This is a genomic window from Qipengyuania seohaensis (assembly GCF_002795865.1).
Classification (GTDB): domain Bacteria; phylum Pseudomonadota; class Alphaproteobacteria; order Sphingomonadales; family Sphingomonadaceae; genus Qipengyuania; species Qipengyuania seohaensis.
In genome coordinates, this window is sequence record NZ_CP024920.1 from 1,286,397 (window position 1) to 1,300,902 (window position 14,506).

14 protein-coding genes are annotated in these 14,506 nt (G+C 61.2%); 12 read left to right on the forward strand and 2 right to left on the reverse strand.

Going from position 1 to position 14,506, the window contains the following annotated elements; genetic code table 11:
• The first annotated feature begins 144 nt into the window (after nt 1-144).
• The 7 genes from CVE41_RS06290 (at nt 145) to CVE41_RS06320 (ending at nt 6,645) form a co-directional block, all read left to right on the forward strand.
• Nucleotides 145-1,314: an isovaleryl-CoA dehydrogenase gene (locus CVE41_RS06290; protein ID WP_100259896.1), complete on the forward strand. Its 1,170-nt coding sequence runs from the start codon at nt 145-147 to the stop codon at nt 1,312-1,314.
• Complete coding sequence (locus tag CVE41_RS06295) at nt 1,311-1,616, forward strand: alkylphosphonate utilization protein (protein WP_100259897.1); 306 nt, start codon at nt 1,311-1,313, stop codon at nt 1,614-1,616. Before CVE41_RS06290 ends, CVE41_RS06295 begins: the two co-directional genes overlap by 4 nt.
• A 10-nt stretch (nt 1,617-1,626) precedes the next feature.
• On the forward strand, nt 1,627-3,237 hold the full coding sequence (locus CVE41_RS06300) for a carboxyl transferase domain-containing protein (RefSeq protein WP_100259898.1): 1,611 nt from the start codon (nt 1,627-1,629) through the stop codon (nt 3,235-3,237).
• A gap of 47 nt (nt 3,238-3,284) precedes the next feature.
• A complete protein-coding gene (locus CVE41_RS06305; RefSeq protein WP_100259899.1) occupies nt 3,285-3,914 on the forward strand; it encodes a 1-acyl-sn-glycerol-3-phosphate acyltransferase in 630 nt (209 codons plus the stop codon).
• A complete protein-coding gene (locus CVE41_RS06310; RefSeq protein WP_100259900.1) occupies nt 3,907-4,704 on the forward strand; it encodes a DUF1295 domain-containing protein in 798 nt (265 codons plus the stop codon). Before CVE41_RS06305 ends, CVE41_RS06310 begins: the two co-directional genes overlap by 8 nt.
• Nucleotides 4,705-4,849: 145 nt before the next feature.
• Entirely contained in the window at nt 4,850-5,419 is a 570-nt protein-coding gene (locus CVE41_RS06315) for a hypothetical protein (RefSeq protein ID WP_232725816.1), read from the forward strand.
• 8 nt (nt 5,420-5,427) lie between these two features.
• The gene (locus CVE41_RS06320) at nt 5,428-6,645 is read left to right on the forward strand and encodes a WcaI family glycosyltransferase (protein ID WP_100259901.1); all 1,218 of its coding nucleotides are present in this window, start codon (nt 5,428-5,430) and stop codon (nt 6,643-6,645) included.
• Here the strand turns inward: CVE41_RS06320 and CVE41_RS06325 are convergent.
• A complete protein-coding gene (locus CVE41_RS06325) occupies nt 6,642-7,547 on the reverse strand; it encodes a glycosyltransferase family 4 protein (protein ID WP_198507739.1) in 906 nt (301 codons plus the stop codon). The genes CVE41_RS06320 and CVE41_RS06325 overlap by 4 nt on opposite strands.
• Between CVE41_RS06325 and CVE41_RS14725 the strand changes: the two genes are divergently transcribed.
• The 5 genes from CVE41_RS14725 to CVE41_RS06345 all read left to right on the forward strand — a co-directional run bounded on the left by CVE41_RS14725 (nt 7,533) and on the right by CVE41_RS06345 (nt 12,254).
• Nucleotides 7,533-7,991: a hypothetical protein gene (locus CVE41_RS14725; protein ID WP_232725817.1), complete on the forward strand. Its 459-nt coding sequence runs from the start codon at nt 7,533-7,535 to the stop codon at nt 7,989-7,991. The two genes, CVE41_RS06325 and CVE41_RS14725, sit on opposite strands and share 15 nt — an antisense overlap.
• Nucleotides 7,988-8,419: a hypothetical protein gene (locus CVE41_RS06330; protein ID WP_100259903.1), complete on the forward strand. Its 432-nt coding sequence runs from the start codon at nt 7,988-7,990 to the stop codon at nt 8,417-8,419. Before CVE41_RS14725 ends, CVE41_RS06330 begins: the two co-directional genes overlap by 4 nt.
• The gene (locus CVE41_RS06335; protein WP_100259904.1) at nt 8,416-10,368 is read left to right on the forward strand and encodes a hypothetical protein; all 1,953 of its coding nucleotides are present in this window, start codon (nt 8,416-8,418) and stop codon (nt 10,366-10,368) included. The genes CVE41_RS06330 and CVE41_RS06335 overlap by 4 nt, the downstream gene beginning before the upstream one ends.
• Before the next feature lie 79 nt (nt 10,369-10,447).
• Nucleotides 10,448-11,002 carry a dCTP deaminase gene (dcd, locus tag CVE41_RS06340; RefSeq protein ID WP_100259905.1) on the forward strand — a complete coding sequence of 185 codons (555 nt, stop codon included), beginning with the start codon at nt 10,448-10,450 and terminating at the stop codon, nt 11,000-11,002.
• A 76-nt stretch (nt 11,003-11,078) separates the two neighbouring features.
• Entirely contained in the window at nt 11,079-12,254 is a 1,176-nt protein-coding gene (locus tag CVE41_RS06345) for a saccharopine dehydrogenase family protein (protein WP_100259906.1), read from the forward strand.
• Between the two features lie 8 nt (nt 12,255-12,262).
• On the opposite strand, the gene CVE41_RS06350 is transcribed toward CVE41_RS06345, so the two are convergent.
• A complete protein-coding gene (locus tag CVE41_RS06350; RefSeq protein ID WP_100259907.1) occupies nt 12,263-14,443 on the reverse strand; it encodes a TonB-dependent receptor in 2,181 nt (726 codons plus the stop codon).
• Nucleotides 14,444-14,506: the final 63 nt, after the last annotated feature.

Genomic DNA, 14,506 nt, shown 5'->3' on the forward strand with positions numbered 1-14,506 from the left:
TCGCTGGTTTAAAGCTATCCGTCTGGTTTTCAAGAATTTGGCGTGTTCGCAATCAGTTTACCCACTTGGGTTTGCCCGGACAACAAAGCTTCGCTATCGCGCCGGCCAGAGAGAGACAGCCTTTAGGGGCCACCAGGAGACACCATGCGCGCCACCCCCGATTTCGATTTCCAGCTTGGCGAGAGCGCTGACATGATCCGCGAAAGCGTGGGTCGCTTCGCCGACGAGCAGATCGCTCCCCTCGCCGAAAAGGTGGATCGTGAGGACTGGTTCCCCAAGGCGGAACTGTGGCCATCGATGGGCGAACTCGGCCTTCACGGGATCACCGTCCCCGAAGCGGATGGCGGCCTTGGCCTCGGCTATCTCGAACATGTGATCGCGGTCGAGGAAGTCAGCCGCGCCAGTGCAAGCGTGGGCCTGTCCTATGGTGCACACTCCAACCTGTGCGTCAACCAGATCGCACGCTGGGGCAATGAAGAGCAGAAGGCGAAATACCTGCCCAAGCTTATCAGCGGCGAACACGTCGGCAGCCTTGCGATGAGCGAAGCGAGCGCCGGCTCGGACGTCGTTTCGATGCGTGCCAAGGCGGAAAGGGTCGATGGCGGTTATGTGCTGAATGGCACCAAGTTCTGGATCACCAACGCGCCCTACGCCGACACCCTCGTGGTCTATGCCAAGACCAGCCCCGAAGCGGCCAGCCGCGGCATCACGACCTTCCTGATCGAAAAGGACTTCGAAGGTTTCTCGATAGGCCAGAAGATCGAGAAAGTCGGCATGCGCGGCTCGCCCACGGCAGAGCTGGTGTTCGACGATTGCTTCGTTCCGGACGAAAACGTGATGGGCCCCGAAAACGGCGGCGTCGGCGTGCTGATGAGCGGCCTCGATTACGAGCGCGTGGTGCTCGCCGGCCTCCAGCTCGGCGTGATGCAGGCCTGCCTCGACACGGTCATCCCCTATCTTCGCGAACGCAAGCAATTCGGCAAGCCCATCGGCAGCTTCCAACTGATGCAGGCCAAGGTCGCCGACATGTATGTCGCGCTGCAATCGGCGCGCGCCTACACCTATGCGGTGGCCAAGAGCTGCGATGCGAACAAGACCACCCGCTTCGACGCGGCTGGCGCAATCCTGCTGGCTTCGGAAAACGCCTTCCGCGTGGCCGCCGAAAGCGTGCAGGCGCTGGGCGGGGCGGGCTACACGCTCGACTGGCCGGTGGAGCGCTACATGCGCGACGCCAAGCTGCTCGACATCGGCGCGGGGACAAACGAGATCCGCCGCATGCTGATCGGGCGCGAGCTGATTGGAGCTGCAGGATGAGCGCCGACGAAGACTACGTCTACGACGAGGAAAGCGGTGAATGGATGCCCGCTTCCGAACTCGCCGCCAAGCAAGCCGCGGCAGATCGCGTCGAAGTTCGCGATGCGGTCGGCAATTTGCTGGAGGACGGCGACCAGGTCACGCTGATCAAGGATCTCGAGGTCAAGGGCGCCGGCCAGACCCTGAAACAAGGCACACTCATAAAGTCCATCCGGCTGACCGGCGACCCCCAGGAAATCGACTGCAAATATCCCGGCATCAAGGGTCTCGTCCTGCGTGCCGAATTTGTGAAGAAACGCTAGGGCACGACACATGACCGCACCCGTTCTCACCTCGACGCTCGATCGCGAGGCGCCTGACGCCAAGGCGCGGTTCGAGCATAACAAATCGCTCGCAGCGGACCTGCGCTCCACCGTTGCAGCTGCGGCTCTCGGCGGCTCGGAAGGCAGCCGCGAGCGGCATGTCGGGCGCGGCAAGCTGCTTCCGCGCGAGCGGGTCGAGCGGCTTCTCGATCCGGGCAGTCCCTTCCTCGAGATCGGCCAGCTCGCCGCCAACGGCATGTACGGTAAGGACGCAATCAATGGCGCGGGGATGATCGCCGGGATCGGGCGCGTGTCGGGCCGTCAGGTCATGATCGTGTGCAACGATGCCACTGTGAAGGGCGGCACCTATTACCCGATGACGGTGAAGAAGCACCTGCGCGCGCAGGAGATTGCGCAGGAGAACCGCCTGCCTTGCATCTATCTGGTCGACAGCGGCGGGGCGAACCTGCCGCACCAAGCCGAGGTCTTCCCCGACCGCGACCATTTCGGGCGCATCTTCTTCAACCAAGCCAATATGTCCGCGCTCGGCATCCCGCAGATCGCCTGCGTGATGGGCAGCTGCACCGCGGGCGGAGCCTACGTGCCCGCGATGTCGGACGAGACGGTAATTGTCCGGAACCAGGGTACGATTTTCTTGGCCGGACCGCCGTTGGTGAAGGCCGCGACTGGCGAGGAAATCAGCGCAGAGGACCTTGGCGGCGGCGATCTGCATGCGAAGAAATCGGGCGTGGTCGACCACCTTGCCGAGAACGACGAGCACGCGCTCACCATCGTGCGCGACATCGTCAGCCACCTTGGCGACAACTACGCCGAGGCGAGGAATATCGAGCTCAAAGAACCGCGTGCGCCCAAGTTCGATGCGGAGGATCTCTATGCCATCGTCCCCGACGATGTGCGTGCGCCCTATGATGTGAAGGAAGTGATCGCCCGCCTCGTCGACGGCAGCGAGTTCCACGAGTTCAAGGCGCATTACGGCAGCACGCTCGTCTGCGGTTTCGCGCATATCTGGGGCATGCCGGTGGCGATCCTCGCCAACAACGGCGTGCTGTTTTCCGAAAGCGCACAGAAGGGCGCGCATTTCATCGAGCTTGCCCAGCAACGTCGCATCCCGCTGCTGTTCCTGCAGAACATCTCCGGCTTCATGGTTGGCGGGAAGTATGAGGCGGAGGGCATCGCCAAGCATGGCGCGAAACTGGTGACCGCGGTCGCCACCGCGACCGTGCCCAAGGTCACCGTCGTGATCGGCGGCAGCTTCGGTGCAGGCAATTACGGCATGTGCGGCCGCGCCTATTCCCCGCGCTTCCTCTTCACCTGGCCCAATGCCCGCATTTCGGTGATGGGCGGCGAACAGGCCGCTAGTGTCCTCGCCACCGTCCACCGCGACGCCGACAGCTGGACCGAGGAGCAGGCCGAGGAATTCAAGGCCCCGATCCGCCAGAAATACGAAGACGAGGGCAATCCCTATTACGCCACAGCGCGGCTATGGGACGACGGCGTGATCGACCCCGCCCAGACGCGCGACGTTCTCGGCCTTGCCTTCGCCGCAACGCTGGAAGCGCCAATCCCCGAGAAGCCGCAGTTCGGCGTGTTCAGGATGTAAGCTCGCAATCCGACAAACATCTGTTAGGCAGAGCCGCAGGAGAGAACATGTCGGAAAAAACGAGCCGCAAGCGCTCGATCCTGTCGCGCATCGTGCGCCGGATCATCATGGCGCTATACCGCTTCAAGGGCTGGAAGCTCGACGGGCACCTGCCGGATATCGAGAAGTTCGTCATCGCAGGGGCGCCGCACACGTCGAACTGGGACTTCGTGTTCTTCGTCGGCGCAACCGCCGAAGAAGGCGTCGAACCCAACTTCATGGGCAAGCATACGCTGTTCCAGGGCATGATGCGCAATTTCATGTTCGACATGGGCGGCATTCCCATCGACCGCACCAAGCGCAGCAATGTCGTCGAGCAGGTCGCAGCAGAATTCGAAAAGCGTGACCATCTTGCGCTCGTGATTGCAGCCGAAGGCACGCGTAGCTCGAACGGCGAATGGAAATCGGGATTCTACAACATCGCGCGCGCCGCCAACGTCCCCATCGTGCCAGCCTGGGTTTGCAACGAGGACATGGTGCTGGGTTTCGGCCCCCCAATCGTGCCGACAGAGAGCTATGGTGAAACCCTGCTCGAAATCGCGCGTTTCATGCGTTCGAAGCGACCCGACTACGAGCGCTACAAGATATTGGAGGCTCAGGCCCTGCGCCTGATCGAGGAGGAGAAGATCAATGCTTGATGCACTGCTGGCCAACGCAGCCATTTTGATCGGCGTTGTACTGATCCTGTGGGTCATTTCGGTTCAGATCGACGATGTCTCTTTCATCGATGCGTTCTGGGGTGCTGGCATGGCCCTGATGGCGCTGACCAGCTGGCTCCAGCTGGCCGACCCCGGCGATCTTGCGACCCTGCTTCTCGTGATGGTCGCGGCATGGGGATTGCGGCTCGGCATCTACCTCTTCCGGCGATGGCGCGCAGAAGGCCAGGACAAGCGTTACGAGCGGATGCTGCGCAAGGACCGGGAGAAAGGTCGTTTTGCCATCGCCGCGCTCACGAAGATCTGGCTAGGCCAGGCGATCTTGCTGTTCATCGTCTGCTCGCCGGCCCAGCTCGGTATTCTCACCAGCAGCGAACCTGCCCCTATTGCAGGCCTCGCATGGATCGGATTGGCAATCTATCTCGTCGGGATCTTCTTCGAGTGGGTCGGGGACTGGCAGCTGGCGAAATTCAAATCCGATCCTGCCAACAAGGGCGAGGTCATGGATCGGGGGCTGTGGCGCTATACCCGCCATCCCAATTATTTCGGCGATGCCTGCGCCTGGTGGGGCATCTGGCTGGTAACTGCCAGCGCCAGCTGGGAAATCGCACTTTGGACGATCGTCGGCCCGCTGTTCCTGACGTTCACGCTCGTCAAATGGTCTGGAGCGGCCTTGTTGGAAAAGGGCATGAAGCATTCGCGCCCCGGATACGAGGAATACAAGCGCCGCACGTCGGCCTTCATTCCCATGCCGCCCAAATCGGCCAGTTGAGAAGACGGAAAAATACAATTTCCGCACTGGAATAGGGCAACGCACGTCCCTACTCTGCATTCATGAGCAGTGTTGAGTGGTCCTGATCGTGTCGTCGTCCGACAAAGCCTCGGAGCGCAATAAACTCGCCTTGTTGGCGATGGAGATGACCGCAAGGCGCGGTACGGAAATTTCGATTGCGCAACTGGCTGCCGAGGCAGGGGTTTCCAGGGCGCGGGTCGAAGCGATCTTTCCCACCGACGCCGAGTTGTTCGACGCGGTTACCGAGCTGTGGTTCGAACCCCATGTGGAGATCATGGAGGCAGTCCTTCAGAGCGACCTGCCGATTAACCGCAAATTCCATGAATTCTATGTCCGGCGATTCCGGCGCAACCGTGCCGAGTTCGAACGTGATCCTGCCGCCTTTGCCGTGCTTTGCGACCTCGGCGCGCGACGGTTCGAGCAAGTACGATCCTACGTCGATCTCGCCGACCATTATCTTTGTGAACTGATCGCGCAAGCGCAGGCCGAAGGCTATTTCGAAGGCTTGCAGATCGACCGGGCGCTCACGCTGATCAACCAGATGCTGATGCCCTACACGATGGCCGACATGCTGATCATCCTCCACGAACGGCTGGCAGAAGATAAGCTCGCGGCTATCATCGACACGATTTTTGCCGGCCTGACCGGAACGGACGGCGGTGCGTCAGGCCTGACAGCGATCCGACAGGTGTAAATTCCGGGATGAACAAACGGAAGATCTTGTTTGTCGGGCTGAACTACGCGCCCGAGCCGATCGGAATTGGTCCATACAGCACAGGTCTCATGACTGCTCTTGCCGAGCGCGGGCACCGGATCCATGCAGTTGTCGGGCAGCCCTATTACCCGGAATGGAAGATGCACTCCTTCTTCCGCGGCCGATGGAAGACCGCCACGGAGGATGGCATTACCGTCACCCGTTGCCCTCATTACATCCCGAGCAATCCGACCGGTAAACGCAGGCTGGCCCATCACCTCAGCTTCGCAAGCAGCTGCTACCCGGCTGCGCGACATGCGCGCCGGGAGCTTCAGCCGGATCTCGTCTTTACTGTCGCCCCATCGCTTATTGCGGCGCCTGTCGCGGCAAGGATGGCGAGGCGATCCAAGGTTCCGTTGTGGCTGCATGTCCAGGATTTCGAGGTGGGCGCTGCATTGGCAACCGGCCTTCTCAACGCAGGTGCGGTCGGTGACGCAGCACTGAAGTTCGAAAAGCGGATACTCGCTGCAGCCGATGTCGTGTCGACAATCAGCAAGCCGATGCAGCAACTGCTGATCGACAAGGGCGTGCCCGCCAATCGCATTCGGGAACTGCGCAACTGGGCCAATCACGACAAGGCCGGGGGCCGGCGGAATTTTCGCGAAGAATGGAAACTGGGCGGGCGCTTCGTCGCGCTTTATTCGGGAAATATCGCAAACAAGCAGGGCCTCGATGTCGTAATAGAGGCTGCACGAGTTTTGTCGGACAGGTCCGATATACACTTCGTGATCTGCGGAGAAGGGCCGAACCGGAACAGGTTGGCGGATTTGGCGCAAGGCCTGGACAATGTGACCCTCCACTCCCTGCAGCCGAGTGAAGATGTCGGTGACCTCTTGCACTTTGCGGACCTGCACCTTCTCCCCCAGGTTACCGGCACCAAGGACCTGATGTTGCCGTCGAAGCTTGGCAATATGCTGGCTTCGGGCCGCCCGACCATCGCCACCACCGCACGGGATTCCGGGCTCGCCGAAGAACTGGACGGAGCTGGCGCCGTCGTCCCGCCAGGCGATGCGGAAGCGCTCGCCTGGGCAATCGCAAGATTGGCAAATGATCGCCATGCATGCGCCTTGATGGGCGAGCGGGCGCTCGAAGTTGCCCGGAACAGGTGGTCCAAGATCACCGTGGTCGACGCCTTCGAGGAAACGATGGAAGAATTGCTGGCCTAGAGGCCGATTTCGGCCAGCAAGCCCTCGATATTCCTGCAATACGATTCGTGATCATATGCCCGCGCTTCGAGACGGGCCGCCTGGCGCATTTCCAGCAGCCTTTCCCTGTCTTCGGCCAGGTCCGTCATCGCTGAAACGAGCAAGTCGGTGTCGGGCCTTTTCATCCTGATCCCACTCAACGCGGTCGGACCTGCTCCGGCTTGCGGAGTGGAGATAATTGCCATGCCCGCGGCCATGGCTTCCAAGAGAACGATGGCGGAGCCCTCGAAGTAGCTCGGAAGTAACAGGACGTCGTGTTGTGCCATGATGGCAGGCATTTCCTGCCGCGGCACATTGCCAAGAAGCCGGACCCGATCCGAAAATTTCCCCAGCACTGCCTCGGGCACCTGAGAGGGACCGGCACATGTGACAGTAGCAACTTGCGGAGACAGGAGGTTCGCCGCCTCGATTACATGCTGGATGCCTTTGCGTGCGGAAAGCTGGCCGGCAAAGAGGAAGCGCACCGGCTCGTGACTGGCACGCAATTCGGGCGGCGGCAGCGAACCGTATGCGGTTGGATCGAAGCAATAGGGAAGGTGGCGAATCTTGCGCTCCACCCCTGCGGTTGCGGAATGCTTCACAATCGTATCGATCACGAAATCACTTGCGCAAAGGATGTGGTCGGCTGCCTCAAATTCAGCCTCACCGCGCTGGATCAGCCATTCAGGGGCCCGACTGATCGAGGGATCCAGCCATTCGCCATGCGTATCCTCGATCCTTCCGACGATCGCGTTCCACTCTCTCCAGTCGGCGATGGTCCGATCGAGGATCTTTACCGAGCTGGCGCTGTCCGGGTCGGTGAAGGCAGAAAGCGAGGAATTGTCATAGCCCCATAGTGCAGCTGCCCCATGGGCTTGCGCCATATTGGCGACCTTCGCGCCGAAACGGTCGTTCGCCTTCCGGTCGAAGGTCCGTGCCAGGACCGCAAACCCAGCTTTGGCGAGGACCCGCTCGGGCAACTCGTACAGCGGGAACGCCCGTATCAGTTCCGGGTCCAGCCCGGGCGTGGCAAATCGGCCGAATTGCGTATCGACACGCCGCCGGACCCACGCTGGCGCGAAAGCAGATGCGCGTCTCCAACGGCTTCGTTCGTGATCGAAAATTCCAGTGGCGAGAAAAGCCAGCTGGTCAAGCTGCTGAAGGGCGAGCGCGGTCTGCCTGCTGTGCTGCATGCCCGGATGAAAAACCGCGATCTTCATCGCCGGACCCTTGCAGTCAAAGCCGCAGGTAAAAACCATTTTCCTACAGCGTATCGCAACAATAACCAATTTGGTTTCTGTAAATCTCAGGAGAAACCAAACCTATGAGCAGCTCCACACCTATCCAGTCGCCCGGAGGTTTCGCCCCCGTTTTCGCGCTCGGCTTCGAAGATGGCGAGGGCCATTGCGCAGTCATCTCGAACGAGCGTCCGCTGCCTACACGCCCCGCGTCGGCCCAGGTGCCCGCAGCACTCGAAGGATCGACGCTTGTATCCAGTCTCATGGGGCCGTTCGAGCCGGCTCCCTTCGCACCGGTCTATTGCACGCTGTCGGGAGACTTCGATGGAACCGTCCGGGTGGTCCGATCGACAGATGGCGGCGTCACCTTGCACCCGCTGACTGCGGCTGGTTCGACATGGGCAGTCTTTTCAGCTCCCGCATGTGAAGTCGTCTGGCAGGAATGCGAAGACAGCGCGGCGCTATGGCTGGATTGCTCGCTGGTATCCGGAACCCTCGAATACAGGCTTTCGCAATGAACGCGATCTCCATGGCGACGCTGGGCCTCGCGCACCGGGCAGCGCAATGTCTCCCAAGCCTGTTCGTAGATCTTGGAAGACGGTCGTTTCCGCGCGGTGTCGATCGCTTAGAGACGAGCGGCTTTCTGCGTCCCGGCAAAGGCGCCGGTACGTACGTGTCGGACGAATTTTGTTCGGACGGCCTACACTCCGCGCACCCTTCCTGTACCTTCCGGGCATCGGACGGTCGCACCTTCCGGCTCCTGCCGGCGAGCGGCGAGATCGCCGTGGAGCAATGCGGCGCACTCGGAGATACAGCGACGAATGACCAGCCGGCAATCCAGGCCGCAATCGATTATGCCGAAGAGATCGGGGCACGCGCCGTGACCTTCGAAGCGTCACGATACCGGGTGGACTGCCCGGTGCGCGTTGCGCCAGCAGGCGACACACGGGCGGAGGACGGGCACCCTCTCGTCATTCGCAAATCCCTTGCCCTGATCGGCAAGGCTTCCGAACGCTCGATCCTCGATTTCCGAGGCGTCGACGGCGCCGACCCGGAAACCGATTGGCAACTGGTGCCCACCGCCTCCGACGACCCCGCACTCGCTGTGTGGCGCGGTGGCGGAATTTTCCTGCAAGGGGATGCATCCGACCCGGGCCAAGGAGCTCGTGCCATTGGTCGCGTCGAACTCGATCGCTTGATCTTGCAGGGCAATCGCCAGCACACCGGCGCTTATGGCTGGCCGGCCGATCCGCTTTCCGGCGACGGTTGGGACATCACCGACAAGGCACTTTGGGCGCAGGACTGCTATCTTGGCGAGATCGTCTGCCGCGACACGGACATGGTCGGCTGGAAGGGGGAGATTTTCTACCTCGGCGGTGCTCTCGACATGGCCGAGAAAGTCCTCCTCGAAAGATGCCGGTTCGCCACCACCAATGGCAGCGCTTTCAACCCGGGATGCAATGTAGAGGTAATCGCATCCGATTGCAGCTTCGGGGACTGCTTTCAGGCGCAGGAAGACGTCGGGAAATCGCGTGCGATCTACCGCAACTGCATATGGCACGATTGCGATCATATGGCCTTGGGTAGCGGTGCGACCGACGCAATCGCATACAACATCCTCTGGCCAACGCGCGACATCCGGGAGGCCCCGCCCCTTACCCGGCTCGACCAGTGCGAGTTTCGGAACATCGGCTGGCTTCGCTTCTTCAGCTGGGTTGGCGGCACCATTCGTGCGGTGGACTCGCCGATAGGATTGCCCGGCTGGACCGGACAGGCCTTGCGCGATGTCGATCTGGTGATCGAAGCCGTGCTCGACCAGAAGCAATCGATCCACGCGCTCAGCATCGACGGGGTCGCATCCTTGACCGAGCAAGTAGCCGGAGCCCCTGCCGGGATCTATCAGTTGCCACCTGCCAACATTGCGATCACCCTCAGGCAACGCCGCACCCGCGAAGCGCAGCTGGCCGATCGGCAATGGCTGGGAGTGCACTGGAACGGCTATATCGACCGCACGTGCGCGCTTCATGTCGAGGGCGAATTTGCAACTGGCCGCGTACCGAACGGCGGAGACGATCCGGTGTCGATGCCCCTAGTCACTTTTGAAAAAGCGACAGCTTCATCGAGCTATTGGGCACGCGGCTGGTACAGGCCTCCGACCTTCGGCGGATCCGGGGAAATCAAGGTGACATCACCGCTGATGTCCATCGGTCTCGAAAACACCATCATCGCCGACATGGTCCTTTCGCGAAACCCTTCGGGAGGAGCGGAGTACGGTTACTCAGATGGGCAACGTGTACGCATCACGAAAGATGTGGCGACGGGCTCGTTCCGCTTCGAAAAGGGTGCTTCGCCGTCCTACGCTGTCCCGGCCACGCGCATGCTCGTCGACGCCTACGACTGGATCGAGTTCGTCTACAACCGCGAGCTTCAACGCTGGGAAGAGAGCGGGTTCTTCTCCGCTGCCTGAGAGTGTGCAGCTTCAGACGGAAGGGGATTAATTCCCTTCCGTCCTTGCCCGTGGGGACGGCTTGGGGAATCACAGTCGCATGGCGATTCTCTCCGACAAATGGATCCGCGACAAGGCAACCACGGAAGGCATGATCGAGCCCTTCGTCGAAAGCCAGAGGCGCGACGGCACAATCAGCTACGGCCTGTCTTCCTATGGCTACGACGCACGAGTGGCGGACGAGTTCAAGATCTTCACGAATATCGACAGCGCGATCGTCGATCCGAAGGATTTTGCTGCCAACAGCTTCGTCGACAAGAAGACCGACTGCTGTATCATTCCGCCGAACAGTTTTGCCCTGGCGCGTACGGTCGAATATTTTCGCGTGCCTGAAGACGTGCTGGTGATCTGCCTCGGCAAGAGCACCTATGCGCGCTGCGGGATCATCGTGAACGTCACTCCTCTCGAACCGGGCTGGGAAGGTCATGTGACGCTGGAGTTTTCCAACACCACCCCCTTGCCCGCCAAGATCTATGCCAATGAAGGCGCGTGCCAGTTCCTCTTCCTTAAGGGTAACGAGCGCTGCGAAACGAGCTATCGGGACCGGGCAGGCAAATACATGGGCCAGCGCGGCGTGACCCTTCCGCGGCTCTAGCCGGGCGGCGCTGACGCTGCGTCTTTGACTCTGGCCTTCGCTCGGCCCACATCTCCTCTTCAAAGAGGAGAGTGACATGGCCGATCGCGAATTCGACATCATCGTTTATGGGGCAACCGGGTATACCGGACGGCTCGTTGCAGAGCATTTCGTTCGCGAATACGGCGATCGCGACGATGCGCCTAAATGGGCAATGGCGGGCCGCAGTGAGGACAAGCTGACCGCGGTTCGCGAAGAGATCGGCGCACCGACAACCACTCCGATGATCGTGGCAGACGCCTCGGACCCCGCCAGCTTGGAAGCCATGTGCAAGCGGACGAAAGTCGTGCTCACCACAGTGGGACCCTACCAGCTTTATGGCGACGCCCTGGTCGAAGCCTGCGTCAAGACCGGCACGGATTATGCGGATTTGTGCGGTGAGCCCGCATGGATGGCCGAACAGATTGCCAAGCACCACGAGGCAGCAAAGGCGAGCGGCGCGCGGATCTGTTTCTCGTCCGGCTTCGATTCCATCCCTTTCGATCTCGGCGTCCTCATGCTGCAGAAGGAAGCCAAGGCCGCTCATGGTTCGCCGGTACCGCGCGTGAAAGGACGTGTCCGCGCGATGCAAGGCACCTTTTCGGGGGGCACCGCAGCCAGCCTCGGTGCCACGATGAAGGCCGCAATGAAGAACCCCAAGGTGATCAACGTTCTGCGCGATCCCTTCGCGCTGACCCCCGGCTTCGACGGGCCTGACCAGCCTTCGGGCATGATCCCGCGCTACGAAGACGAGATCGGCAAGTGGGCGGCGCCTTTCGTCATGGCGCCGATCAACACCAAGAATGTCCACCGCACGAACTTCTTGCGCGGCCATCCGTACGGCGAAGACTTCCGCTACGACGAAATGGTGCTCACCAGCCCGGGCGATGCCGGGAAGGCAGCCGCCAACGCGATGGTCGAACTTGCCAAGAACCCGTTCGGGGCCAAGCCGCCCAAGCCGGGCGATGGGCCAACGGCGGAAGAGCGTGAGAACGGCTTTTACGACGTGCTGTTCGTCGGAGAATATCCTGATGGCAAGCGCATCAAATACGGTGTGAAGGGCAAATACGATCCGGGCTATGGTTCGACCAGCCGCATGCTCGGGGAGACCGGGATGGCCTTGCTCGAAAGCAAGGCCGAAGGCGGCGTTGGTACGCCGGGATCATTCCTTGGCGAGGATTTGGTGGAGCGGCTGCGTGAACATGCCGCCCTCACCTTTGCCCTAGAGGAGTAATCCGGCGATCAGTAGCTCAGTCTCAGGCTGGCACTGAAGTTGCGGCCCGCCATCGGCACGAAATCCTTCGTGAAGCTGGCGTGGCGGCGACCAGTTACATCAAAGATGTTCTCGGCTTTGACGATGACGCTGACGGATGGATTGGCAGCGATCGGCCGCCACGTCGCAATGGCGTTCACGAAAGTGAATCCTTCGGTCGCGGTCTCGAAAGCGGCCACATCGTCCTGGCTATCGGCCCACTCTACTTCGCCGCGAAGGTCCAGTGAACCGGTCGACGCTTCGAGAGCGCCCATCAGGCTGAGGGGCGGAATGCGCGGCACGTTCGAACCGTCGGACAATTCGGCATCCACGAATTCGCCGCGCAGATCGGCTGTCAGGGCAAGGTTGCCGGTATCCAGGAAACGCCAGATAACCTCGCCTTCGATACCTTGGTAGGTCGCATCCTGCTGAAGGTATTCGAACACCGGCAGATCGTCTTCCTCTTCGCCGGTTTCGGAAAGATAGATGTAGTCGTCGAACCAGTTCTTGAATGCGGCGATGCTGAACTCGACATCGCCGAGCCTGCCTCGCGCGAAGATTTCCGCACCCCAGGCACGCTCCATGCCGAGGTCCACATCGCCGATCTCGAACTGCTGGGTCGCGATGTGCGGTCCGTTCGAAAAGAGTTCCTCGGCACTCGGCGCGCGTGCAACACGGGACAAGTTCACTCCGGCACGGAAAGCCTGCGGACCATCATACGCGAGGCCGACTGCGCCAGAGAATGCGTCGAAGTCGCGTTCCACTCCTAGCGGCACCGAATCGACATTGGTCTTTTCGTAGCGAAGTGCGCCTTCCAGCTGGATCGGGCCGTCGCCATATTCCTGCAGCGCGAACAGCGAGAGTTGTTCGGTGCGGTTCGGGGCGACATAAGCCTCTTCACCTTCGGCGAAGAAGTCGCGGAAATAATACTGCAGCCCGAGCGAACCGCGCCAGCGACCGTTCGGGTTCTGGATCAGCTCGGCGCGCGCTTCCATCCCCTGCACGTCGAAGACCGTGCCGACTTCATCACCCTCGAACTCGGTATGGGTGTAGTCGGAATAGCCCGCACGTATACGCAGGCGCTCGAACGCACCTTCGCCAAGTGCGATCTCGCTGCGGAGGTCGGCGCGGTATTGGCGAAGGCCGATATTGACGGTCTCGGGACCTTCCTCCTCAAGCTCCGCCTCGCCGCCCTCTTCTTCTTCGCCATGGTGGTGTCCGGCACCGGGGCGGATCGGGACACCATAGAAAGTGTCGTAGATGCCGACCGATACGCCTAGGTGCGAATCGTCGCGAAAGAACGCAAAACCGCCGTTCGCGGTCCAGGTTTCGGTAGCACTATTGAAAAGCGTGCCGCTGGCCAATGCTGCTTCGCGGAGTTCCTCTGCCTCTTCGAACTCCCCTTCTTCCTGCTCCTCATCGGCCTCTTCGAGAAGCTCGGACCGGAGGCTGTCGGACAGGACAAAACCGGGGACGCTGAGGTCATTCGTCGTGCGATAGGACCCATCGACATGGGTTACGAAGCCGCCACCCAGCGGAACGTCGATCGATGCACCGGTTTCCCGCAGGTCGCTGGCCGTGTCCGCGCGCACGATGGCGTCAATATGAACTGCCTCGTTAGGAACCCGCCGCGGAATGCGCTTGTCGATCACGTTGACCGCCCCGCCGATCGCCTGGCTACCGTACAGAAGCACAGCCGGCCCCCGCAGCACCTCGATGCTTTCGGCAGTGAGAGGGTCGATCGATACAGCATGGTCGGCAGAGGTGTTGGAGACGTCGATCGCACCGATCCCGTCGACCAGCACCTTCACCCGCTCGCCGGAAAATCCGCGCAGGATCGGCCGCGATGCGCCCGGGGCAAAGCCGGTCGCGGTCACACCCGGCACCTTGGTCAGAACTTCGCCGAGCTGGCCATCGAGATTAGCATCGAGTGTCGCACCTTCGATCACGCTCGTACCTGCAAGCAGGTCGAACTGACGCAGACCCGCCGCCGTGACGATAATTACGCTGCGCGAATCCATGCGGCGGTCATGGACATCGTCGATCACGTCCTCGGATTCCTCCGATGGTGTATCGGCATCCTGCGCAGCCGCCGGGGCTGCTGCCATCAGCGCCAGTGTGGAGAGCGAGGCGAAAAGAGCGCGCTTGGCGTTTTTGGTTTGATACAACATATCGCGGCCAATAGCAGCCAAATCCGAGCATTCAAGCGTAATCCGCCGAATGTGCATACGGCA

What these genes read in the sequence shown, in the direction of transcription:
- CVE41_RS06345 (WP_100259906.1), top strand. Translation starts at nt 11,079, where the DNA reads ATGGCCGATCGCGAATTCGACATCATCGTTTATGGGGCAACCGGGTAT.
- CVE41_RS06305 (WP_100259899.1), top strand. Translation starts at nt 3,285, where the DNA reads ATGTCGGAAAAAACGAGCCGCAAGCGCTCGATCCTGTCGCGCATCGTG.
- CVE41_RS06330 (WP_100259903.1), top strand. Translation starts at nt 7,988, where the DNA reads ATGAGCAGCTCCACACCTATCCAGTCGCCCGGAGGTTTCGCCCCCGTT.
- CVE41_RS06320 (WP_100259901.1), top strand. Translation starts at nt 5,428, where the DNA reads ATGAACAAACGGAAGATCTTGTTTGTCGGGCTGAACTACGCGCCCGAG.
- CVE41_RS06300 (WP_100259898.1), top strand. Translation starts at nt 1,627, where the DNA reads ATGACCGCACCCGTTCTCACCTCGACGCTCGATCGCGAGGCGCCTGAC.
- dcd (WP_100259905.1), top strand. Translation starts at nt 10,448, where the DNA reads ATGGCGATTCTCTCCGACAAATGGATCCGCGACAAGGCAACCACGGAA.
- CVE41_RS14725 (WP_232725817.1), top strand. Translation starts at nt 7,533, where the DNA reads ATGGGCTTGCGCCATATTGGCGACCTTCGCGCCGAAACGGTCGTTCGC.
- CVE41_RS06325 (WP_198507739.1), bottom strand. Translation starts at nt 7,547, where the DNA reads ATGGCGCAAGCCCATGGGGCAGCTGCACTATGGGGCTATGACAATTCC.
- CVE41_RS06315 (WP_232725816.1), top strand. Translation starts at nt 4,850, where the DNA reads ATGACCGCAAGGCGCGGTACGGAAATTTCGATTGCGCAACTGGCTGCC.
- CVE41_RS06335 (WP_100259904.1), top strand. Translation starts at nt 8,416, where the DNA reads ATGAACGCGATCTCCATGGCGACGCTGGGCCTCGCGCACCGGGCAGCG.
- CVE41_RS06310 (WP_100259900.1), top strand. Translation starts at nt 3,907, where the DNA reads ATGCTTGATGCACTGCTGGCCAACGCAGCCATTTTGATCGGCGTTGTA.
- CVE41_RS06290 (WP_100259896.1), top strand. Translation starts at nt 145, where the DNA reads ATGCGCGCCACCCCCGATTTCGATTTCCAGCTTGGCGAGAGCGCTGAC.
- CVE41_RS06350 (WP_100259907.1), bottom strand. Translation starts at nt 14,443, where the DNA reads ATGTTGTATCAAACCAAAAACGCCAAGCGCGCTCTTTTCGCCTCGCTC.
- CVE41_RS06295 (WP_100259897.1), top strand. Translation starts at nt 1,311, where the DNA reads ATGAGCGCCGACGAAGACTACGTCTACGACGAGGAAAGCGGTGAATGG.